We start from the raw sequence: 21,458 nt of genomic DNA on the forward strand, positions 1-21,458 counted from the left end.
AACGTCACGTAAGGTGACGGTTGACGAGGGAGGGGCTGGAGCGGGAGCACTCCAGCTATCCCTGCGTTTCCTGTTTTTCTCCCTGGGAAGCCCCCGTTGGCCCGGCAGTTGCTCAATGGCCCGGCGCGCGGCTGCCAGCGGCTGGCGGGAAGGCCAGGCGGTGGCCGCGCATCCCTCGCAGGACAGGAAGAGTTCCCCCAATGCTCAAGTTCCGCTCTGTTGCGATGCTGGCCGGTGTCTCGCTGCTCGGTGCCGCGTGCGGTGGTCCCGAGACGGCGCAGGAGTCCGAGGTCAAGCCCACGTGGGAGGAGTTCCAGGCGAACGCCTACCGCGAGCCGTGGGAGGGCGGGAAGATCATCGTCAACGGTGACGAGGCGCTGGAGTCCGAGGAGGAGCTCAAGGCCTACTTCCACAACGTCGTCGAGGCGCAGCTGGGCAAGTCGCAGGACGGTCTCGCCGTGTATTACATCGGCGGCGACATCAAGTGGAACAACACCCAGAAGCTGAACCTCACCTACTGCATCAGCAACAACTTCGGCTCCAACAAGACGAAGATGGTGAACGCGATGGCGAGCGCGACGGCGGCCTGGGAGGCCACCGCGAACGTCAACTTCACCTACCTGTCCCAGTACGACGCGTCCTGCACCGCGTCCCAGGCGGGCGTGCTGTTCGACGTGCGTCCGGTGAGCGGCCAGTCCTACGTGGCGCGCGCGTTCTTCCCGAACTCCAGCCGCTCCGGCCGCAACGTCCTGGTCAACAGCAGCGCCTTCACCAGCACGGGCGCCTGGTCGCTCACGGGCGTCATCCGCCACGAGCTGGGCCACACGCTGGGCTTCCGCCACGAGCACACCCGCTCCACCGCGAGCGGCTGCTACGAGGACAACCAGTGGCGCGCGCTGACCTCCACCTACGACCGCGCGTCGGTCATGCACTACCCGCAGTGCAACGGCACCCAGACGGGCGACCTCGTGCTGACCACCCTGGACAAGCAGGGTGCCCGCGCGCTGTACCCGTGAGCTGAGCGTCACCCTTGAGGGGGCAGGGGCTGGTGGGGGCGTCTTCGGGCGCTCCCGCTGGCCCCGTGCCGTTTCGTGCCGTTCCGCCCTGGGCTGCTAGTAGCGGGCGGTCACTTCCTCCACCTCGCCGGGGCGCTCGAAGAAGATGAGCGTCTTGCCGCCGCGCTCGCCAATCTCCAGGCACTCCAGCGCGCCGCTCTGGCTGTCCAGCTCCGCGATGAGCAGGTCCGGCTCGAGGATGCGGTGGGTGATGCGCTCATCCTCGCGGCCCACGATGATCTGCACCGCGCCGGAGTCGCTGCCTTTCTTCTCCAGGGAGATCTCCACCAGGGGCAGGCGGTCCGCCAGGGGCTGGTCGCCCGTGTCCGCGTCGATGGACTCCACGCGCACCCACTGGGTGGCGGCCTGCTTGCTGATGCCGGCGAGGTAGCTCGCCCACTGCTCCCGGGGGACTTCCTGGTTGATGTGTGCCATGGGCCGCCTCCGCGCGCCTGTCGTGTGCCTCAACCGTAAGGCGTCTGACTCGCGGGTGAAGGACGGGCCCGGCTGAACGACGCTCCGGGGACCCCGCGGACCGGGCCCCGGTACGTCGGCTGCTTCGAGTCAGTCGCGCACGGCGGTCACGGCATCGTCCTTCAGGACCAGGCGCACCGTGGCGGCCTTGCCGTGGCCGAAGTGCTCGTAGGCGGCCTGCTCCAGCACGGGGGCCAGGGCGGTGCGCAGGCCGCGGGCACCCGTCTCGCGCTTGAGGGCACGGGCGACAATCCACTCGCGCACGGCGGGGTCCACGGTGAGCTGCAGGCCCTCGTGGGCGAACTCGCGCTCCCAGGTGCGCAGCACGGTGTCCTGGAGGATGTCCCCCAGCGTGGCCGCGTCCAGCGGGGCGAAGGACACCAGCCGGTTGAAGCGGCCGATGAGCTCCGGGATGAAGCCGTAGCGGGAGAACGCGGTGGTGTTCTCCAGGTGCTCCTCGGTGATGCGCGTGGCGATGGACTCCAGGTCCTTCTGGCCGCCCTTGCCCGGCTCGCGGCCGAAGCCCACGCGCTCCACATGGGCCATGGTTTCCGCGGTGCCCCGGAAGCCGCTGAAGGCGCCGCAGGCGATGAAGGTGACGCAGCCCATGTCCAGGGATTCGGAGCGGATCCGGCTGGTGAAGCCGAAGTCCGGCGGGAAGGTGGCCTGGGCCGCGGACAGCAGGTGCAAAAGGCTTCGCTGCACGCCGAAGCCGCTCACGTCCTTGGTGGTCTGCTGGCCGGAGAAGCGGCTGTCGGAGCGGCTGGTGGCGAGCTTGTCGAACTCGTCCATGCAGATGACGCCGCAGGCGGCCCACTCCGCGTCTCGCTCCGCGGCCTCGTAGAGGCGGGACAGGAGCGTGCTCACGTCGTCGCCCACGTAGCCCGTTTCGGAGAACTGGGTGGCGTCCGCGAGCACGGTGGGCACGCCCAGGATTTCGCGGAACATCAGCTCCACGAGGAACGTCTTGCCGGAGCCGGTGGGGCCCAGGAAGAGGGCGTTCTCACGGGTGCCGGGCTCCGGCTCCAGCCCCTCCAGGTACAGCCGGCGGATGCGGCGCAGGTGGCGGTACGCGAGCACGGACGCCGCGCGGCGGGCCTCGGGCTGGCCCCGGTAGCCCAGGTCGCCCAGGCGCGCGTCGATCTCCCTGGGCGACAGCACCTCCAGCGCGGCCACGCGCTCCTGGATGGGCGGGCCTTCGGGGAAGGCGGAGGGTTCGGCGCCGGAACGGGGAGACATCGCGGTGGGCTCCAGGAGGGGGCGGGCTTCGGCGGGGCGTCCCATCATCCGGGACGTGCCCGGACACGACAAGCGGGGCTACCGGATGTCGAGGATGCGGCCCTTGCCGTCAATGAGATAGGTGGCGCCCGCGTCCAGGACCACGGCGTCGGGTGGCCACTCCTCGCAGCGGTCGAGGTTGGCGGAGAAGTCGATGACGTACAGGTCGTCGTTCGCCTTCTGGATGCGGACGTCGAAGATGTCCCTGCGCCCGAGACAGCGGACCAGCCGTTCGTGATTGCCGCTGGCCTTCGCGCCGGGAGGAAAGAAGTCCTTCATCGCGACCTGGAGCGCGGCGAAGGTCGGGCCCTCCAGTTCGGTTGTCGTCTGGAACGTCCGTGGGTCTGGGTCCCGGATGCGTGTCCCCTCTTCGGGTGGGATGCGTTCGGGCCGCTCGTATTTGTAATAGCCGAAGTAGCTACAGCCCTGACCCAGGACACAGACCATGACGCCGAGGAGAAGGGGCGCCAGACGGTGAGGCCGCGTGCGCATGTTCATGGCGTCCAGTCCTGCCCTTCATAGAGCTCGATATTACCCTGGTCGTCGCTGACCGAGCCGATGGGGACCCAGACGCCCCCACGCAGCGCGGTCACCTCGCGGTCGGTGTAGTCGTATTTGTAGGCACGGCACTCGCCAGCCTTCTCCCGGTAGAACAGCAGGAGGTGTCGCCGCAGGACCTTGCCGGTCCGCGAGTCGGCGATCCGCGAGGGGACCCACTGGCGGTCGCGCCCCAGGTCCTTCTGGGAGAAGCGCCGGTTGTGGGGATGGTTGTGGCCCCGCCCCAGGATGACGGCATCCAGGTGCCGCGGATCATCCAGCCTCGTGGGGACCAGACATGACTTCGTGCGGCCGACGCTCGTGCCTTGGACGTCGGACAGATGGCTGAGGTAGTACGCGTCCTCCGCGCCCGAGTAATAGACCAGGGCGCAGTACTCCATCCCGTAATCCCCAGACGATGCGCCAGGCTGCCGGGTCATGATGTCGCACGCGTTCCCGGCGAGCTCCTCCACCGTGGCAAAGGGGCCCGCGAGTGGACCGGTGACCTGGAGCTGGCCATCCGGAAGCTCACGGACGCGGACATCCGGGTTCGGCGTGGAGCAGCCCATCATCACCGCGACCCATACCCATGCGGCAGCCGGGTGGCTTCGCTGTATCCCCATGTGCGGTGTCCTGGTGGAAAGGAGCGCCCCTGGGGCTTGTTCATTATCAGGTGAATTCCAGTAAATGAAGACTAAGCTTCTAATCGTGAGAGGCTTGAGGTTGACACTACCCTCCGGATTCCAAGGTGGCAACAAGACGTGAAGGGTCCAGGAACGCTCCACGCCACCGGACATCGGCATGCGGCCCTCCGTCCGCCGGTCCGCACTCGTGGCCCCCCAGAGGTCGGCCCGTGAACAGCGGTGGGACTCCGGTACAGGGGGTGCTCCCCCTGTCCACGCTGGCGCATTAACAGGGACACGACATGGCTCAATCGATTGAAGGACGGTCCCAGGCGCCGCGGCTGGGCGCGTGGGTGGAGGGTGGTTCCACGGTGCGCTGGCGCGTCTGGGCGCCGGGCCACAAGGGCGTGGACGTGGTGCTGTACGACGCGGAGGACCGCGTCCTGCGCAAGCTGCCGCTCACCCCGGAGGCGGACGGCTGCTTCGGCGGCGCGCTGCCGGACCTGGGCGAGGGCGCGCGCTACAAGCTCAGCGTGGACGGCGGAGACCCGTTCCCGGACCCGTGGTCCCGCTCGCAGCCCCAGGGCGTGCACGGCCCGTCGGAGGTCGTCAGCTCCGACCACGGCTGGACGGACTCGCACTGGAAGGGGCCGGATCCGCGGGCGCTGGTCATCTACGAGGTGCACGTGGGCACCGCCACGCCGGAGGGCACCTTCGAGGCGCTCATCCCGAAGCTCGCCCACCTGCGCGAGCTGGGCGTGAACACGCTGGAGCTCTTGCCGGTGGCCAGCTTCCCGGGGGCCCGCAACTGGGGCTACGACGGCGTGGACCTCTTCGCGCCGCAGGCCACCTACGGCGGGCCCAGGGGCTTGCGCAAGCTCATCGACGCGGCGCACGCGCACGGGCTCGCGGTGCTCATCGACGCCGTCTACAACCACTTCGGTCCGGACGGGAACTACCTGCGCGCGTACTCGCCGCACTACTTCACCGGCAAGCACCACACGCCCTGGGGCGACGCGGTGAACTACGACAGCGAGGGCAGCCGCTTCGTGCGCTCGCTGGTGCTCTCCAACGTGGAGATGTGGATCCGCGACTACCACGCGGACGGCCTGCGCCTGGACGCCGCGCACGCCCTCGTGGATGACGGCCAGCCGCACCTGCTGGCGGAGATTGTCGAGCGCGCCCACGCCGCTGGCTCCGGCCGTCGCGTCGTCGTCATCGCGGAGGACGAGCGCAACGAGCGCAAGCTCGTCACTCCTGCCTCCCAGGGCGGCTACGGCCTGGACGGCGTCTGGGCGGATGACCTGCACCACCAGCTGCGGCGCGCCTTCGCGGGCGACCACGAGGGCTACTACCAGGACTACACCGGCAGCGCGGAGGACCTGGCCGCGACGCTGCGTCAGGGCTGGTTCTACACGGGCCAGAAGTCCAAGAACCTGGGCCACGCGCGCGGCACGGACCCGAAGGGGCTGGGGCCGTGGCACTTCGTCCACTGCATCCAGAACCACGACCAGGTGGGCAACCGGCCCTTCGGCAACCGCCTGGCGGAGGACGTGTCCCCGGCCGCCTACCGCGCCATGAGCACGCTGCTGCTCCTGTCGCCCTTCACGCCGCTGCTCTTCATGGGCCAGGAGTGGAACGCGCGCACGCCGTTCCTCTACTTCACGGACCACAACGCGGAGCTGGGCAAGCTCGTCACGGAGGGGCGCCGCAAGGAGTTCGCCGGCTTCTCCCGCTTCAAGGGCGAGGAGGTCCCGGACCCGCAGGCCCGCGACACCTTCACCCGCTCCACGCTGGACTGGGACGAGCTGGACGGCGCGGACGCCCGGGGCGTGCACACGCTCTACAAGGAGCTGCTGCGGCTGCGCGCCACGGAGCCCATCCTCACCAGCCGTCAGGGCACGCACGACGCGCGCGCGCTGGGCCCGGACGCGTTCGTGCTGGAGCGCCGCGCGGAAGGGGACACGCTGCTCGTCGTCGTGAACATCCGGGGCTCGCTGGTGCACACGCTGCCCCCGCACGCGAGCGCGGGCATCGTCGTGTGGAGTGAGAACCCGCGCTACGGCGGCACCGTGGAAGGGTCCCCGCTCACCGGCAACGTCGTGCGCCTGGAGGGCCCCTCCGCGGCGGTGGTGAGGCTGCGCGAGTAGCCCGCACGCAAAGGCAGACACGGTTTCACGCGCGGCCCGTCACCCGGAAGCAGGGAGGCGGGCCGCCGCTCTTTCCGCCAGTGAAACATGCAACGACAAGGAATGCCCTCGGGGGCGGACCGGTACTCGGCCGCCAGGAGGAAGCACCTTGTCCCAATCCCATACGTCGCCGTCGTCCCGGGGGGGATGGAAGCGTCACGTCACCACCACGAGCGCGCTGCTGCTGCTCGGGGGCGCAACACCGGCGCTCGCCGCGTCGGGCTTCACCGCCGTCACCGCCAGTGGCAATGACGGCAACACGCCGTCCGCCACCATCGACGGCAACCTCACCACGCGGTGGTCCAGCGACGGCGTGGGGCAGTGGCTCCGGGGCGACCTGGGCAGCGTGAAGTCGCTGTCCGCGGTGGACCTCGCCTGGCACCGGGGCAACGAGCGCACCAACACGTTCGTCATCGCCACGTCCACGGACGGCAGCACCTGGTCCACCGCCGTCTCCAGGACGTCGTCGGGCACCACCGCCAGCTTCGAGCGCTACAGCTTCACCGCGCGCAACGCCCGCTACGTGCGCGTCACCGTCAACGGCAACTCCGTCAACACCTGGGCCAGCATCGCGGAGTGGGCCGCCATCACCTCCGCCGCCACGCCCACGGCGGGCAAGGACCGCTTCGGCGTCACCCAGCTCTACCCCTCCAAGTCCGGGGGCGAGGCGTGGACGCTGGCGGACAACGCGCTGGCGGACGCACGCTTCGACCCGCGGGACTCCATCACCCGCAACAGCGACGGCTCCTGGAAGATGAAGGACTCGCAGGTGCGGATGAGCGTCTTCACGTCCACGGGCTACGACGACCGGAAGATTCCCACCTACGACCGGGACGTGCTCGCGAGCCGCGGCTACATGCAGGCGCCGAACGACTGGAAGAACATCGAGATGACCGGCTTCGTGAAGGTCAACGCCGCGTCCGACGTGAAGGACAACTTCGCGTGGTACGCGCGCGGCGGGAAGCACAACGGCGACCACTCCGGCTGCGAGGGCAGCAGCTACAAGGCCGGCCTGCACTACGACGGCCGCGCGCGCTGGGAGAAGGAGACGTGGCACGTCTCCTACGAGCAGAGGCCGTACGTCACGGCCACCTCCGCGCTCAAGGGCCGCTGGGTGGGCTTCAAGGCCGTCATGCGCAACGTCACCGTCAGCGGCCAGCCGGCCGTGAAGCTGGAGCTGTACGTCAACGAGAACGCGGACAAGGTGACGTGGAAGAAGGCCTCCGACTACACCGACGCGGGCAAGTGGGGCGGCGACGCCGGGCACTGCGGCGGCGCCGTGGCGGGCATGCCCATCACCTGGGGTGGCCCCATCGCGGTGTTCCGCTGGGACAACGCCACGGACGTGGACTTCAAGTGGCTGAGCGTCCGCGAAATCCAGCCCTGAACCCCGCGTGAAACCCCGCCCGCACGCGGCCTGACGCAGGACGGCAGGCCGCGCGCCGGGCGGGCGGGGAGGCCCGGGACGGGGGGCCCCGGCCCTCGGGACGAGGGGCTTTCCATCGACAGGGAGCGCCGGGCTGGGCAGCATGGCGGCGCCATGAACGTCGACCAAGCCCTCGCCTCGTCCGAGCGCATCTGGGAGCAGGAGATCCTCCCGGCGCTGGAGCGCTACATCCGCATCCCCAACAAGTCGCCCTCGTTCGATCCGGACTGGGTGAAGACCGGCCACATGGAGCAGGCCGTGCAGCTCATCTCGGACTGGTGCCGCGCGCAGGCCGCGCACCTGCCGGGGCTCACGGTGGAGGTGGTGCGGCTGAAGACGGCGGACGGCAAGGACCGCACGCCGGTCATCTACATGGAGGTGCCGGGCACGCGCGGTGACGACACCGTGCTCCTGTACGGCCACCTGGACAAGCAGCCGGAGATGACCGGCTGGCGCGAGGGCCTGACGCCGTGGACCCCCGTGCGCGAGGGCGACAAGCTCTACGGCCGCGGCGGCGCGGATGACGGCTACTCCGCGTTCGCGTCGCTGTCCGCGCTGCGGCTCTTGAAGGAGCAGGGCGTGCCGCACGCCCGCTGCGCCATCGTCATCGAGGCGTGCGAGGAGAGCGGCAGCTACGACCTGCCCGCGTACATCGAGGCGCTGGCGCCGCGCATCGGCAAGCCGTCGCTGGTGGTGTGCCTGGACTCGGGCTGCGCGAACTATGACCAGCTCTGGATGACCACCAGCCTGCGCGGCATGGTGGCCGGCAACCTGCGCGTGGACATCCTCACGGAGGGCGTGCACTCCGGCGACGCGACGGGCGTGGTGGCCTCTTCCATGCGCATCATGCGGCAGCTGCTGTCGCGCGTGGAGGACGAGGCCACGGGCCACATCAAGGTGAAGGAACTGCACACGGAGATTCCCGAGGGCCGGCGCCAGCAGGCGAAGGCCGCGGCGGAGACGCTGGGCGAAGAGCTGTCCTCGAAGTTCCCCTGGGTGGAGGGCGCGCGTCCGGTGACGACGGACGGCGCGGAGCTGGTGCTCAACCGCACCTGGCGGCCGGCGCTGGCGCTGACGGGCGTGGATGGCGTGCCGGGGCTGGCGAGCGCGGGCAACGTGCTGCGCCCCTTCACGACGTGGAAGCTGTCCATGCGCATCCCGCCGCGCGTGGACCCCAAGGTGGCCGCGAAGGCGCTGAAGGAGACGCTGGAGAAGGATCCGCCGTACGGCGCGAAGGTGTCGTTCGACGGGGACAAGGCGTCGGTGGGCTGGGACGCGCCGCCGCTGGCCGGCTGGCTGTCGCGCGCGGTGGAGTCCGCGTCCAAGGCCTACTTCGGCAAGTCCGCCATGGCGATGGGCGAGGGTGGCACCATCCCGTTCATGGGCATGCTGGGTGAACGCTTCCCGGAGGCGCAGTTCCTCATCACGGGCCTCCTGGGGCCGGGCAGCAACGCGCACGGGCCCAACGAGTTCCTGCACATCCCCACGGGCAAGAAGCTGACCGCCGCGGTGGCGAGCGTCGTCGCGGAGCACTTCAAGCGGTAGTCGTGCATCACCGGAAGGGCGGGGCCGCGGGTGCCCCGTCCTTCTCCGAACCTGGCCTCCGGAGCGTCCCATGCCGAGCAAGCCCCGTCGCACGGGCCACGTCCGCGCGCAGCCCCTCATCGCGGTGCGCGACGTCGAGGCGAGCAGCCGGTGGTACCAGGCGGTGCTCGGCTGCGAGAGCGGGCACGGCGGTCCCGAGTACGAGATGCTGCTGAACAACGGCGAGCTCGTGCTCCAGCTGCACGCGTGGGACCTGGACGAGCACGCCAACCTGATGGGGCCGGACTCGGCGCCGCGAGGCCACGGCGTGCTGCTGTGGTTCGAGACCACGGACTTCGACGCATGCGTGGAGGCGGCGCGCGCGCTGAAGGTGGAGTGGGTGGAGGAGCCGCACGTGAACCCGAACTCCCGGCGCTGGGAGTTCTGGGCGAAGGACCCGGACGGCTACGTGGTCGTCGTGTCGGCGGAGTCGCGGGCCAAACGCGCCTGACGGGGCTTCAAGGCCCTGGGGACAGGTCCCGTCCGAGGAACAGCGCACCCGGGATGGGGTTGAACACGTAGGGCTCAATCGGCCGGAACCCCAGCGACGTATACAGGCCAATGGCCGCGCTCATGGTGGACAGCGTGTCCAGGCAGATGCGCGAGTAGCCGGCCGCGCGCGCCTCGTCGCAGATGCGCTCCGCGAGCTTGCGTCCCAGCTGCTCACCCCGTGCGGCGGGCCGGACGTAGAGCCGCTTCATCTCGCAGGCGCCGTCGGAGAGGGGCCGCAGCGCCACGCAGCCCAGCTCCTCCGCGCCACGCCGCGCGAGCAGCAGCCGTCCCCTGGGGGGCGCGTATTTGCCGGGCAGGCTCGCGAGCTCGGACTCGAAGTCCTGGAACCCCAGGTCGATGCCCAGGCCCTCGGCGTACTCGCGCCACAGCGTCCGCACCAACGCCAGGTCCTCCGGGAACCGGGCCGGTTCAATCACCATCATGGGGAGGTTCTGGCGCCCGCGAAGCCGCGTCGCAAGGCCCGTGCCTGCCGGATGTGTCCACGGGGATGAGAAGAAGAGAATCCGGTGGGGACGCTCCGGCGGCAGCGCACCGCACGAACCTGTCCGACTGTCGGACAGGTTCAGACAACCGCCGGGGTCGGGGGGGCCGCCGCTCCAGCCGAGCAGCGGAAACCTGTCCGACAGTCGGACAGGTTGGGACAAGCGCCGGGGTCGGGGGGCGCCGCTCCAGCCGGGCGGCGGAAACCTGTCCGACAGTCGGACCCGTTGGGACCGAGCCGGGCGGGAGGCTCTACCGCAGGGAGGTCCAGGGGAAGCGGGAGCCGTGCGCGAACGGCACGGACGCGGTACGGCTCACGCGCAGGAGAGGCCCACGGCGGAGTCAGCCCGGACGCGCGCCGAGCCCCGTGCAGGCACGTGCCTCAGCGCACCTCCGCGCCTCTCCAGCGCGGTCGTTGCATGTCCGCCGGACCGGCGGCACGGCAAGGCGCCTCAGCGCCCCGTCTTGATGCCCAGCGACGACCCGGACGGCTTCTTCGGCTGCGTCGCCGGCTTCGTCACCCGGCGCTGCAGCGCCACCGCCACCGAGGGCGCGTCCGCCGCGGACACCTGCCGCGTCACCGGCTCATAGCCGTTGAGCGCGAGCGTCACCGCCACCGATGGCTCACCGGGCACCAGCGGCACGGCCACCGGCGTGATGCCGCGCTCCTCGCCCGCCACCTGCACCGTGGCGCCGGGCGGCTCGCTCGTCACCATCAGGCGCACCGGCTGGGGCGCGGCGTTCTGCGGGGGCGTCTCCGGCTGCGTGGGACGCGTGGGCGTCTCCGGCGTGCGGCCCTGCGCTCCATCCGGGGGCCGCGTGGCCACGACCGCGGGCGGCGTCACCGCCTCGGCGCCATCGCGCACCAGCACCACCGCCGCGCCACCCATCACCAGCGCCGTGCCGCCCACCACGAAGGGCAGCCACATGCGGCGCTTCGGGGGCTCCGGCGCCAGGGCCGCGGTGTTGCGCGTCTTCTCCGGCTCCACGCGCGTGGGCGGACGGGACGGCGGCCCCACCAGCTTCGACGCTCGTGACGCGGCCTGTCCCCGAGCCCCCGACGTGGGCATCCCGTCCCGCGAGGAGTTGGACTGCGAGTCCAGGTCCACGTCCTCGGCCAGCTGATCCAGCTTCGCCGGGTCCGCCTCCGTGGCGATGCGGTCCGCGTACAGCTCCCGCAGGTACGCGGCCAGGTGCGCGCTGCTCGAAGGCAGGCGCAGGTTGAGCGCCCAGTCCTCCAGCGCCAACCGGAACGCGGCACAGTCCGGATAGCGGCCCTCCGGCGTGGGCGCGAGCGCCTTGAGCACCACCTCGTCCAGGCCCGGCGGCAGCTTCGGATTCAACTGCGACGGCGGCGGCACCTGGCAGTCGCGCACCAGCCGCAGCGTCATCAGGTCCGTGTCGCCCTTGAAGAGGCGCTTGCCCGTCAGCAGCTCCCACATCACGACGCCGAGCGCGAACTGGTCGCTCCGGCCGTCCACCGCCATCCCGTTGGCCTGCTCCGGCGACATGTACGGGTACTTGCCCTTGAGCACGCCCGTCGCCGTCTGCTGCCCGCTGGTGGCCGCCTTCGCCACGCCGAAGTCGATGACCTTCACGCCGCCGTCGAACCCGACGAGCACGTTCTGCGGCGACACGTCCCGGTGCACCAGCTTCAGCGGCTGGCCGTGCCCGTCACGCGCACCGTGCGCGTAGGACAGCCCCGCCGCCGCGTCCGCGATGATGCGCACCACCAGTCCCACCGGCAGCGGGCGCTCCTGCTTGCGCGCGAAGCGGTCCAGCCGGCGCACGTCCTCGCCCTGCACGTACTCCATGGCCAGGCAGTGCCGGCCCTCAATCTCCGTGAGGTCCAGGATGGTGATGAGGTTCGGGTGGGACAGCCGCGCCACCAGCCGCGCCTCGTCCAGGAACATCTCCAGGAACTCTTCGTCCTCGGCGAGGTGCGGCAGGATGAGCTTGAGGACGACCAGCCGCTCGAAGCCCGTCCCGTGCTCCCGGGCGAGGAACACCTGTCCCATTCCGCCGGAAGCGATTTTTCGAAGCAGCTCGTATTTCCCGAAACCGACCGCCATGGGTGTCCGGGAGGATACCGCGCTTTCTCAACGGGCGGGAAACAGCCGACCTCCAAAAAGACAGATGTCCTGTCCAGCAGGGAGGAGCCCGCCTTCCTACCCGTAAAGGAGGCAGGCGGGCTACTGACGCCTAGGCCTTCATCTTGTACCCGGAGCGAAGCACCGCGTACGTGACGCCTGTGGCGACCGCGGCGGTGACGGCGAGGATGGCGCCCCCCACCAGCGGTGAAAACAGGCTGCTGCCGAGCATGCCGTAGCGCAGCCCCTCCACCATGTAGACCATGGGGTTGAAGAGGCTGATGTGGTTCCACGGCGAGGGCAGCTCGCGCACCGAGTAGAAGACGCCGCCCAGGAACGTGAGCGGCAGCATGACGAAGGTGGGGAAGAAGTTGATCTGCTCGAACTTCTCCGCCCACACGGCGGCGAGCATGCCCAGCACGCTGAACACGTAGCTGGACAGCAAGAGGAAGTAGAGCGTCGCCAGCGGGTGCTCCAGGCTGAAGCCGGAGAACACCGCCGCCACAATCCACGTGAGCAGGCCCACCACCAGGCCGCGCACCATGGCGCCGCCGATGAAGCCCACCATCAGCTCACCGGGCCCCAGCGGCGCCACCAGCAGGTCCACCACCGTGCCTTGAATCTTGGTGATGAACAGCGACGAGGAGCTGTTGAGGAACGCGTTGTTGGCGATGCCCAGGAAGACGAGGCCCGGCACGATGAAGTGCAGGTACGGGTGGCCTTCCACCTCGTGGATGCGGCCGGAAATCGAATAGCCGAAGACGATGAAGTACAGCGTGGTGCTGATGAGGGGCGAAAGGACGGTCTGGCCCGGCACGCGCATGAAGCGCCGGACCTCCTTCGCGAACAGCGTCTGCATCCCGAGGACGTTCATGGGGTGTTTTTCGAAGGGGCTGGGTTTTCAGGCGGCCTGCGAGGGGCGGCCACGGAGGATTTCGATGAGCACGTCTTCCAGGCGCGACCGCCGCGTCTCCACTTCCGCGACGGGCAGCCCGTCGGCGTAGAGCGAGCGGAGCAGCTCCCCGGACGGGGCGCAGTTGTCGCGCTCCACGTAGGTGAGCGTGCGGCCGTCGGCGGAGAGGCTCGCGGCGAAGCGCACGCCGGCGGCGGGCATGGCGGCCTGCGGTTCGGAGAAGGTGACCACCAGGCGCTTCTCGCCGAAGCGGCGAAGGAGCGCGGCCTTGTCCTCCGTCATGAGCAGGCGGCCCTCGTTGATGATGCCCACGCGGTCCGCCAGCTCCTCCGCCTCCTCCAGGTAGTGCGTGGTGAGGACGATGGTGGTGCCCTCGCTGGCGATCTTCTTCACGTACGTCCAGAGGTCGCGCCGCAGCTCCACGTCCACGCCCGCGGTGGGCTCGTCCAGGAAGACCAGCTTCGGCTTGTGCACCAGCGCCTTGGCGATGAGCAGCCGGCGCTTCATGCCGCCGGACAGCGCGCGCGTGAGCGAGTCCTTCTTGGCCTGGAGGTTCAAGGCGGTGAGGACTTCGTCGATGCGCGCGTCGTCGCGGGGCTGGCCGTAGTAGCCCTGCTGGATGCGCAGGGACTCCGCGACGGAGAAGAACGGGTCGAAGTTGATCTCCTGCGGCACCAGGCCCACCTGGTAGCGGGGCCCGGTGGGGTCCTGGTCCAGGTCCTTGCCGAAGACCTTCATGGTGCCGGCGGACTTCTTCACCAGGCCGCACACGCTGCCGATGAGGGTCGTCTTGCCGGCGCCGTTGGGGCCCAGCAGGGCGAAGATTTCACCGGGGCGGATGGTGAGGTCCACCGCGTGGAGGGCGGTGAACTTTCCGTAGGCCTTGGAGAGGCCTTTCAGCTCCAGGGCAGGGGGCGTGGGCTCGGACATGGGGCGCTTCCTCTAACACCTTCGAAGTGGGTTCGCAGGTCAGCGAGCAGGCGTTTTCGCTCCTGAACGCGTGACGCGCCCCGTCCAACCGGACACGGGGCCGGTGCAGGCGCCTTGAGCCGGATGGGGCTCCCTGCTATCCGCTGGCACCGCTTACGTTTCAGCGAATCCCGAGGAGGCCGCCATGGCCCAGAATTTCATCTTCACGATGCAGGACCTGCGCAAGGTCAAGAACGGCAAGGACATCCTCAAGGGCATCTACCTGTCCTTCTTCCCGGGCGCGAAGATTGGCGTGATTGGCCCCAACGGCTCCGGCAAGTCCACGCTCCTGCGCATCATGGCGGGGGTGGACACGGAGTTCTTCGGCATCGCGAAGCCGGACCCCACGGTGAAGGTGGGCTACCTGGCGCAGGAGCCGCAGCTGGACACGACCCTGGACGTGAAGGGGAACGTGGAACTGGGCCTGAAGGAGATCCGCCAGGCGCTGGACCGCTTCAACGAGGTCAGCGCGAAGTTCGGGGAGCCCCTGGACGACGCGCAGATGGAGAAGCTGCTCGCCGAGCAGGGCAAGCTGCAGGACTTCATCGACTCCACGAACGGCTGGGAGCTGGACCGCACGCTGGAGATGGCGATGGACGCCCTGCGCCTGCCCCCGGGCGACGCGGACGTGACGAAGCTGTCCGGCGGTGAGAAGCGCCGCGTGGCGCTCTGCCGCATCCTCCTGGAGAAGCCGGACCTGCTGCTGCTGGACGAGCCCACCAACCACCTGGACGCGGAGAGCGTCGCGTGGCTGGAGCAGGCGCTGAAGGCCTACACGGGGACCATCGTGTGCATCACGCACGACCGGTACTTCCTGGACAACGTGGCGGAGTGGATCCTGGAGCTGGACCGCGGCGAGGGGGTGCCCTGGAAGGGGAACTACTCCAGCTGGCTGGACCAGAAGCAGAAGCGGCTGGAGCTGGAGGAGAAGTCGGAGAGCCACCGTCAGAAGACGCTCAAGCGCGAGCTGGAGTGGGTGCGCGCGTCTCCGAAGGCGCGTCAGGCGAAGAGCAAGGCGCGCATCGCGGCGTACGAGGACCTGCTCAACCAGTCGCAGGAGAAGCGCGAGCCGACGGGCGAGGTGGTGATTCCGCCGGGCGAGAAGCTGGGCGGCTTGGTGGTGGAGGCGAAGGGGCTGCGCAAGGCGTACGGGGACCGGCTGCTCATCGACGACCTGAACTTCAAGCTGCCGCCGGGTGGCATCGTGGGCGTGATTGGTCCGAACGGCGCGGGCAAGACGACGCTGTTCCGGATGCTGACGGGCGTGGAGAAGCCGGACGCGGGCGAGTTGCGCGTGGGCGAGACCGTGAAGATGGCCTACGTGGACCAGAGCCGCGACGCGCTGAACGGCGAGCATACGGTGTTCCAGGAGGTGAGTGGTGGCCTGGATCACCTGGACCTGGGCCGCGCGGGCCAGATGCCCAGCCGCGCGTACCTGGCGGGCTTCGCGTTCAAGGGGCAGGACCAGCAGAAGCGGGTGAAGGACCTGTCCGGCGGCGAGCGCAACCGGGTGCACCTGGCGAAGATGCTCAAGGAGGGCGGCAACCTGCTCTTGTTGGACGAGCCCACGAACGACCTGGACGTGGAGACGCTGCGGAGCCTGGAGGACGCGCTCTTGAACTTCGCGGGCTGCGCGGTGGTCATCAGCCACGACCGCTGGTTCCTGGACCGCATCGCCACGCACATCCTGGCGTTCGAGGGTGACAGCAAGGCGTTCTTCTTCGAGGGCAACTTCGAGGACTACGAGGCGGACAAGAAGAAGCGCCTGGGTCCGGACGCGCTGGAGCCGCACCGGATCCGCTACCGCCCGCTGACGAAGAACTGAGGCACGGTGGTGCTGTGCTCCGCCCCGTGAGTGATTCCAGGGCGGAGTCGTCGTCGGGAGGAGGGTGCACGCGTGATTCAGTCGGTGCAATTCCGCAACTTCAAGGCGTACCGCTCACTCGACCTGGACCTGGAGCCCTTCACCGTGCTGGTGGGGCCGAACGCTTCGGGCAAGACGACGCTGCTTGATGGTCTACGGATGCCGGCCAGGCTTGCAACGCCTCCAGGTACGCTTCCAGAAGAGGGGGTCATCCCGGAGAGCTTCCGTTCGTTTGGAGTAAGTCAGCCGATCGAGCTGACCTTCTACGCCCGCTTCGGGCCTTCCCTCGGCAAGGTTGTTGTTTCAGGGGTTGGAGGGCCCACCCAGAGCTGGCCTCCTACGGCCAGGCTGGATGAGGAATCCGAACGGGAGCTGAGTCGGGCGAATGACAAGCTGCGCTTGTTCTTGCGGACCGCGACGCTCTTGCGCTTCGAGGCGAGGAAACTGGCGGACGCATCTTATAGCGAGGAGCAGGTGCCAGCGGTTGCTAGTGACGGCACCGGGCTGGCCTCCACGATTGCGTTCCTCAAGCTGAGTCATGAGGACCTGTTCGGAGAGATTGAATCCGCTTTGAAGCAGGTCGTGCCGTCCGTTCGAAAGATCCGCGTCGAGCGAGCTTCGGTCGAGCAGAGCAGTCTGCGAACGATTGCCCTTGATGATCAGACGACTCATGTGTCCGAGAAACGGACGCTTTGGGGAAATCGGCTCGTGCTAGACATGCAGGGCGCCAAGGGGGTGCCCGCGGACTCCGTAGGCGAAGGCACGTTGATGGCTCTGGGCTTGCTTACGGTGCTGCTTGGACCGCAGAGGCCCAAGCTTCTCCTCTTGGATGACATTGAGCTGGCGCTGCATCCCGTTGCTCAGGGGAGGCTCATAGAAGTTCTGCGCGCCATCCAGAAGAACGCTCCCGAACTGCAGATCGTGGCGACCAGCCATTCGCCCTTCATCCTGAACTACCTGAAGCCAGAGGAGATAAGGATGACCTTCCTGGCCGAGAACGGGTTTGCTCGCTGCGAGAAGCTCACCGCGCATCCTGAGTTCGAGAAGTGGAAGGACCTGATGAGCCCCGGGGAGTTCTGGAGCACCGTGGGCGAGAGCTGGATTGGCAAGGTGCCCGCGTCCGCGCCGCATGAGTGAGCCCGCGTACGACTTTGGCGTGGTCTGCGAGGCCCGTGCGGACCGGGACACGGCATGCGTGCTTGCCGACCGTGTGCTGGTGGAGGCTATCGACTGGCTCGACGAGGAAATGCTCGACCCCCAGCGCCGCTGGCGCGGGCTGACGCCTTCTGAGCCCTTCCTCCGGTGGGCCTCCGTACGAGAAGAAGCAAAGAAGGCCGGGCTCAAGGGCCTCTTTGGACACTTTGGAGACAAGCCCGGCGAGCCTGATGCCCTTGTGGCTCGACGCGCTCTCTTGCTGTTCGTGGATTCGGACACGAAGCCCCATGCGGTGATGCTGGTCCGTGACAGCGATGCAGACGACCGTCGGCGCATCGGATTGGAGCAGGCTCGCGGAGACAAGCCTTGGCCCTTCGAAGTCGTCATTGGTGTCGCCGAGCCCAAGCGGGAGTGCTGGGTCCTCACCGGCTTCGAGGCGAAAGCCCACGAAGAAAAGGCACTCCACGCTCTCGAGCAGCGGCTCTCCTTCCATCCCGTTCGAGACGCACACCGACTGACGGCGAGTGAGCACGGTGCGAAGAACGACGCCAAGAAGGCGCTGGAAGAGCTTACGTCCGGGGACCCGGAGCGGGAGCGCGAATGTCTGCGCGACACTCCATTGGATATGCTGCGAGAACGCGGCGAGCGCGTCGGGTTGACGCAGTTCCTGACGGAAGTCAGGGATCGATTGGTTCAAGTGATGGATAACGGGCAGCCGCGAACCTGACCCATGGTTCGCTGGACGCTGACGGTTCCGCTGGACTCGCGGTCGCCAACGCCGCGCTTCGTGCAGATTGCGCGGGCGCTGGCGGAGGACGTACGGCGCGGGCGGCTGCGTCCCGGGGAGCCGCTTCCCGGGAGCCGCGCGCTCGCGGTGTCGCTGGGCGTGCACCGCAACACCGTGCTCGCGGCGTACCAGGAACTGGAGGCCCAGGGGTGGATCGTCACCACTCCGGGGCTGGGCACCTTCGTCGCGGAAGCGGCTCCGGAGGATGCGTCCGCTGTACCTGCCGTGCAGGCGGCTTCGGACGTGGGCTTCGTGATGCCTCCCGCCGTGGAGACCCGTGCGCTGCCTCGCGGGCCAGCGGCGCCTCGCGGCATGTTGTCGTTGCTGACCGGCAGCCCGGATGTGCGGCTGCTTCCTTCGGAGGTGCTCGCGCGTGCGTACCGGCGTGCGCTGAAGCGCGGGGGGCAGCGGCTGCTCGACTATGCCGCGCCCCTGGGTCACGCCGGGCTTCGTGAGGCCTTGGCCGGGATGCTGGCTTCGCTTCGCGGCATGGCTGTCACCGCCGAGACGCTGCTCATCACCCGGGGCAGTCAGGGCGCGTTGGATCTCGCGGCGCGCACGCTGCTCCGGCCCGGTGACACCGTGGCCGTGGAGTCCCCGGGCTACCTTCCCGCGTGGGATGCCTTCCGCCTCACCGGCGCGAACGTCGTCCCCGTTCCCGTGGACTCCGAGGGCCTTCGCGTGGACGTGCTGGAGCGCTTGGGTCCGGTGCGCGCCGTCTACCTCACGCCGCATCACCAGTACCCCACCACCGTCACGCTTTCGCCTGAGCGCCGGCAGCGGCTCCTCTCGTGGGCCCGGGCGTCGCGCGTCGCGCTCATCGAGGACGACTACGATCACGAGTTCCACTTCGACGGTCCTCCTGTGCTGCCGCTCGCAAGCCAGGACCGTGACGGACTCGTGCTCTACGTGGGCACGCTGTCCAAGGTGCTCGCGCCGGGCTTGCGGCTGGGTTTCCTCGCCGCGCCTGCGCCGTTCATCACCCGCGCGGCCTCCGTACGCGCCGCCGTGGACCGGCAGGGCGACGGGGTCACCGAGGCCGCTGTCGCCGAGTTGCTTGAGGAGGGCGAGGTCCAGCGCCACGTCCGCAAGATGCGCTCCGTGTACCGTTCCCGCCGCGATGCGCTCGTAGAAGCACTGCGGGCATCCCTGGGCACCGTGCTCGACTTCACCGTGCCCGCGGGCGGCATGACCCTGTGGGCCCGTTGCGCTCCCGGCGTGGACGCCGCCCGCTGGGCCGAGCGGGGCCTGGGCGAGGGCGTCGGCTTCCTGCACGGCGGCCACTACACCTTCGACCGCGCGCCCCTGGACGCGCTGCGACTGTGCTTCACCTCGCTCCAAGAGGACGAGCTGCGCGAAGCCGTGAGACGCATGGCCGGCGCGCTTCCCAGTAGGTGAACGCCGACCCCTGAAGGACGCTGCCCGGCTGCCCGCCCGTCGGAGGCCGGGCCGGCGACGTCCGTGCAGTGGGATGGGGAGTCCCGCGTCTTGGCGATGGGACCTGTTCTGCGCTCGGGCTGGCTCTTCACGACGAGGGACCCCACTCTAGAGACGCGCAGTTTGGGCCCTCACCATTCATTGGCGAACGCGGCGTATAGATTTTGGAGGTGAACAGTGCCAGGAGTAGCTCAGCCGAACGTAGTCGACGTTGTGGGGCACGATGCGTCGGGCCGGTACCTCATGATCATGGTCGAGGCGCGCGCGTGGGGTGCCGAGGCGGCTCAAGCCTCGCAGTTGAAGGAGAAAATCAACGCGTACGCCGGTTTCATCATGGACGGGAGTTTGGCCCGGCAGTATCCCGAAACAGCAGGCCAGCCGGTGGACATCCAGCTCGACTGCTGCGAGGCGCCGAGGGGGGAATTCGCGACGATCCTCAAGCACGCCGCGATGCAACTCCAGCGGCTAGGCATCGGCTTGCGCGTGAACGTTACCGCCATGCATCCCGCTCGTTGATCGGCATGCACCTCCGCTCCAGAGGCGTTCGGGCCACTGGAGCGGCTGAACTCGTACTACTGGTGACAGTGGAAAAGCCCCGCCTATTGAAATGACCGAGGCAGCAACCGGCTGCGGAGCGATGCCGCAAACTTCCTGAATTCAGCTGCCGCGAGGTCCGTTCGCGCACCAATGGCCGCGAGCGCCTCGTCCAGCAGGGCGCGCGCCTGCTCAGGCTCCCCCGCGACCAGCGCTGCCGTAGGGCGTCGGTATGCTAGCTGGTGTTCAAGTCCGAACTCGCCTCGAAGCAGCTTGCGCAGTTCGTCGAGATCGACAACCGAGCGCATGAAAGCAACCCCGTGCATGGCGATCGCATTGGTCATGTCGGTTGCTACCGTCTCCGAGCGCCCAGGCGCGAACACCCATGCCTTGTACTTCTTCTCGGGCATCAAGTATCCGAGCGGACTGCTGATTGTCGATGGCTGGTAGGCATGGAACTTTTCGCCACGACACTCAGCCACGAGTCGCTCCACTTCTTGGAACCTCACGCCGATGACGGGGTTGATCTCCACTTCGCCCGCAGCAAGGTGTCGCGTCGCTCGATTGAGGCCCAGCCACCCGAGCACGTTAGGGGCGAGATCGAGCGTGAACACATGGCCTGCGCGCTTCCTGAAGCCGAGCTTGGCCAGGAGCAACACCAAGGTTTCGAGGCCCATGTCCCTCGTCATGGGTGCGGCCATGGATGGTGGACCGTCCAAACCGGCGTCGGTCCAATGGGAACTCCCGGGGTCAAATTAGCGGAGGTGGCGTTGGCGCCGCGCAGAGTGCCACCCAGCGTCCACGTTTGTGGGAAGGCGACCGTCTGATTCGGCGTGAGCCCTGCGGAGGCACCAAGCATGGCAGCGACGAGCTCGAAGGCTCCGACGCAAGCATGCGCATTCGCAGGTGTCGACGAAGCCCCGCCGCTGCGGTCCGAAGGAGCGCGGTGACGAAGCCGAGGAAGAGCGCGAGGTAGCGAGCCCATGGTATGCGCCCATTCTACAACGCGGGCAGGGTCGGGGACAGAGTGAGGAAGCGAGGCCGCCGACCGCCGGGCCTCACGCGTCGCGTTCATCGAGGACGACTACGCACTACACCTTCGACCGCGCGCCCCTGAATGCGCTGCGGCTGTGCTTCACCTCGCTTCAAGAAGACGAACTGCGCGAAGCCGTGAGACGCATGGCCGGCGGGCTTGAGGGGATGCTCAAGGATACTCACAGGTAGGAGGCGAGATGGCGGGCAGTGAAAATGACACATGGGCTCGCGACCTGGCCGGAGTTCTTCAAGGGCTTCGGGGAAGGCCAGGCGCTCCGGTCTTGGATATCGAGTGGGTGCTTGCCCGGTGTGCAGACACCCTGCGATACCAAGGGCAAATGCGCGACGAGTCTGTCCGGCAGCTCGTCAAGGATGTTCGAGCCTTCGAAGTCGAGTTCCCTGGCTTGCTTCCTCGGGGGCTACTGGATGGACCCGGCAGCTAGATGCGAGTGTCGGACCGAGAGGCATTACTCAGGTCCAAGACTGAAGACTATTCGCGACTGGAGCGTTCTGTG

19 protein-coding genes are annotated in these 21,458 nt (G+C 68.5%); 10 read left to right on the forward strand and 9 right to left on the reverse strand.

Annotation, left to right across the window (positions count from 1 at the left end; genetic code table 11):
• Positions 1-200: 200 nt before the first annotated feature.
• Positions 201-1,016, forward strand: a complete 816-nt coding sequence (locus tag NR792_RS29705) for a M57 family metalloprotease (RefSeq protein ID WP_375756076.1) — start codon at positions 201-203, stop codon at positions 1,014-1,016.
• Between the two features lie 96 nt (positions 1,017-1,112).
• On the opposite strand, the gene NR792_RS29710 is transcribed toward NR792_RS29705, so the two are convergent.
• The 4 genes from NR792_RS29710 to NR792_RS29725 form a co-directional block, all read right to left on the reverse strand.
• Positions 1,113-1,490 carry a DUF5335 family protein gene (locus NR792_RS29710; RefSeq protein WP_375756077.1) on the reverse strand — a complete coding sequence of 126 codons (378 nt, stop codon included), beginning with the start codon at positions 1,488-1,490 and terminating at the stop codon, positions 1,113-1,115.
• A 129-nt stretch (positions 1,491-1,619) separates the two neighbouring features.
• Positions 1,620-2,768, reverse strand: a complete 1,149-nt coding sequence (locus NR792_RS29715; protein ID WP_375756078.1) for an AAA family ATPase — start codon at positions 2,766-2,768, stop codon at positions 1,620-1,622.
• A 78-nt stretch (positions 2,769-2,846) separates the two neighbouring features.
• Positions 2,847-3,299, reverse strand: coding sequence for a hypothetical protein (locus NR792_RS29720; protein WP_375756079.1), 453 nt, complete (start codon positions 3,297-3,299; stop codon positions 2,847-2,849).
• A 2-nt stretch (positions 3,300-3,301) separates the two neighbouring features.
• Positions 3,302-3,967 (reverse strand): hypothetical protein, encoded by a 666-nt coding sequence (locus tag NR792_RS29725; protein WP_375756080.1) that lies wholly within the window; start codon positions 3,965-3,967, stop codon positions 3,302-3,304.
• A gap of 302 nt (positions 3,968-4,269) precedes the next feature.
• Between NR792_RS29725 and treZ the strand changes: the two genes are divergently transcribed.
• The 4 genes from treZ to NR792_RS29745 all read left to right on the forward strand — a co-directional run bounded on the left by treZ (position 4,270) and on the right by NR792_RS29745 (position 9,617).
• Positions 4,270-6,117, forward strand: a complete 1,848-nt coding sequence (gene treZ, locus NR792_RS29730) for a malto-oligosyltrehalose trehalohydrolase (RefSeq protein WP_375756081.1) — start codon at positions 4,270-4,272, stop codon at positions 6,115-6,117.
• 148 nt (positions 6,118-6,265) lie between these two features.
• Entirely contained in the window at positions 6,266-7,543 is a 1,278-nt protein-coding gene (locus NR792_RS29735; RefSeq protein ID WP_375756082.1) for a discoidin domain-containing protein, read from the forward strand.
• A 153-nt stretch (positions 7,544-7,696) separates the two neighbouring features.
• On the forward strand, positions 7,697-9,127 hold the full coding sequence (locus tag NR792_RS29740) for a M20 family metallopeptidase (RefSeq protein ID WP_375756083.1): 1,431 nt from the start codon (positions 7,697-7,699) through the stop codon (positions 9,125-9,127).
• 70 nt (positions 9,128-9,197) lie between these two features.
• Positions 9,198-9,617 (forward strand): VOC family protein, encoded by a 420-nt coding sequence (locus NR792_RS29745; protein WP_375756084.1) that lies wholly within the window; start codon positions 9,198-9,200, stop codon positions 9,615-9,617.
• A gap of 7 nt (positions 9,618-9,624) precedes the next feature.
• Here the strand turns inward: NR792_RS29745 and NR792_RS29750 are convergent, their stop codons facing one another.
• From NR792_RS29750 to NR792_RS29765, 4 genes are all read right to left on the reverse strand, one after another.
• Positions 9,625-10,101, reverse strand: a complete 477-nt coding sequence (locus NR792_RS29750; RefSeq protein ID WP_375756085.1) for a GNAT family N-acetyltransferase — start codon at positions 10,099-10,101, stop codon at positions 9,625-9,627.
• Positions 10,102-10,611: 510 nt separating this feature from the next.
• Positions 10,612-12,231 carry a serine/threonine protein kinase gene (locus NR792_RS29755; protein ID WP_375756086.1) on the reverse strand — a complete coding sequence of 540 codons (1,620 nt, stop codon included), beginning with the start codon at positions 12,229-12,231 and terminating at the stop codon, positions 10,612-10,614.
• 130 nt (positions 12,232-12,361) lie between these two features.
• On the reverse strand, positions 12,362-13,123 hold the full coding sequence (locus tag NR792_RS29760; protein WP_014393340.1) for an ABC transporter permease: 762 nt from the start codon (positions 13,121-13,123) through the stop codon (positions 12,362-12,364).
• Positions 13,124-13,150: 27 nt separating this feature from the next.
• Positions 13,151-14,092, reverse strand: a complete 942-nt coding sequence (locus NR792_RS29765) for an ABC transporter ATP-binding protein (protein ID WP_375756087.1) — start codon at positions 14,090-14,092, stop codon at positions 13,151-13,153.
• 184 nt (positions 14,093-14,276) lie between these two features.
• Here NR792_RS29765 and ettA point away from each other — a divergent pair, with 184 nt between their 5' ends.
• The 5 genes from ettA (at position 14,277) to NR792_RS29790 (ending at position 19,890) form a co-directional block, all read left to right on the forward strand.
• Positions 14,277-15,956: an energy-dependent translational throttle protein EttA gene (ettA, locus tag NR792_RS29770; protein WP_375756088.1), complete on the forward strand. Its 1,680-nt coding sequence runs from the start codon at positions 14,277-14,279 to the stop codon at positions 15,954-15,956.
• A gap of 72 nt (positions 15,957-16,028) precedes the next feature.
• Positions 16,029-17,132 (forward strand): AAA family ATPase, encoded by a 1,104-nt coding sequence (locus NR792_RS29775; protein WP_375756089.1) that lies wholly within the window; start codon positions 16,029-16,031, stop codon positions 17,130-17,132.
• Positions 17,125-17,877, forward strand: coding sequence for a hypothetical protein (locus tag NR792_RS29780; protein WP_375756090.1), 753 nt, complete (start codon positions 17,125-17,127; stop codon positions 17,875-17,877). The genes NR792_RS29775 and NR792_RS29780 overlap by 8 nt, the downstream gene beginning before the upstream one ends.
• 3 nt (positions 17,878-17,880) lie before the next feature.
• Complete coding sequence (locus NR792_RS29785) at positions 17,881-19,335, forward strand: PLP-dependent aminotransferase family protein (RefSeq protein ID WP_375756091.1); 1,455 nt, start codon at positions 17,881-17,883, stop codon at positions 19,333-19,335.
• A 216-nt stretch (positions 19,336-19,551) separates the two neighbouring features.
• Complete coding sequence (locus NR792_RS29790; RefSeq protein ID WP_375756092.1) at positions 19,552-19,890, forward strand: DUF6572 domain-containing protein; 339 nt, start codon at positions 19,552-19,554, stop codon at positions 19,888-19,890.
• A gap of 83 nt (positions 19,891-19,973) precedes the next feature.
• Here NR792_RS29790 and NR792_RS29795 read toward each other — a convergent pair whose 3' ends face one another.
• Entirely contained in the window at positions 19,974-20,585 is a 612-nt protein-coding gene (locus tag NR792_RS29795) for a hypothetical protein (RefSeq protein WP_375756093.1), read from the reverse strand.
• Positions 20,586-21,458 lie beyond the last annotated feature (873 nt).

The organism is Corallococcus exercitus, assembly GCF_042231735.1.
GTDB lineage: Bacteria > Myxococcota > Myxococcia > Myxococcales > Myxococcaceae > Corallococcus > Corallococcus exercitus_B.

Bases quoted from the DNA above. Each gene is read 5' to 3' on its own strand.
- NR792_RS29765 (WP_375756087.1), bottom strand. From the start codon at position 14,092: ATGTCCGAGCCCACGCCCCCTGCCCTGGAGCTGAAAGGCCTCTCCAAG.
- NR792_RS29755 (WP_375756086.1), bottom strand. From the start codon at position 12,231: ATGGCGGTCGGTTTCGGGAAATACGAGCTGCTTCGAAAAATCGCTTCC.
- NR792_RS29780 (WP_375756090.1), top strand. From the start codon at position 17,125: ATGAGTGAGCCCGCGTACGACTTTGGCGTGGTCTGCGAGGCCCGTGCG.
- NR792_RS29725 (WP_375756080.1), bottom strand. From the start codon at position 3,967: ATGGGGATACAGCGAAGCCACCCGGCTGCCGCATGGGTATGGGTCGCG.
- treZ (WP_375756081.1), top strand. From the start codon at position 4,270: ATGGCTCAATCGATTGAAGGACGGTCCCAGGCGCCGCGGCTGGGCGCG.
- NR792_RS29720 (WP_375756079.1), bottom strand. From the start codon at position 3,299: ATGCGCACGCGGCCTCACCGTCTGGCGCCCCTTCTCCTCGGCGTCATG.
- NR792_RS29710 (WP_375756077.1), bottom strand. From the start codon at position 1,490: ATGGCACACATCAACCAGGAAGTCCCCCGGGAGCAGTGGGCGAGCTAC.
- NR792_RS29745 (WP_375756084.1), top strand. From the start codon at position 9,198: ATGCCGAGCAAGCCCCGTCGCACGGGCCACGTCCGCGCGCAGCCCCTC.
- ettA (WP_375756088.1), top strand. From the start codon at position 14,277: ATGGCCCAGAATTTCATCTTCACGATGCAGGACCTGCGCAAGGTCAAG.
- NR792_RS29750 (WP_375756085.1), bottom strand. From the start codon at position 10,101: ATGATGGTGATTGAACCGGCCCGGTTCCCGGAGGACCTGGCGTTGGTG.
- NR792_RS29760 (WP_014393340.1), bottom strand. From the start codon at position 13,123: ATGAACGTCCTCGGGATGCAGACGCTGTTCGCGAAGGAGGTCCGGCGC.
- NR792_RS29715 (WP_375756078.1), bottom strand. From the start codon at position 2,768: ATGTCTCCCCGTTCCGGCGCCGAACCCTCCGCCTTCCCCGAAGGCCCG.
- NR792_RS29795 (WP_375756093.1), bottom strand. From the start codon at position 20,585: ATGGGCCTCGAAACCTTGGTGTTGCTCCTGGCCAAGCTCGGCTTCAGG.
- NR792_RS29785 (WP_375756091.1), top strand. From the start codon at position 17,881: ATGGTTCGCTGGACGCTGACGGTTCCGCTGGACTCGCGGTCGCCAACG.
- NR792_RS29705 (WP_375756076.1), top strand. From the start codon at position 201: ATGCTCAAGTTCCGCTCTGTTGCGATGCTGGCCGGTGTCTCGCTGCTC.
- NR792_RS29740 (WP_375756083.1), top strand. From the start codon at position 7,697: ATGAACGTCGACCAAGCCCTCGCCTCGTCCGAGCGCATCTGGGAGCAG.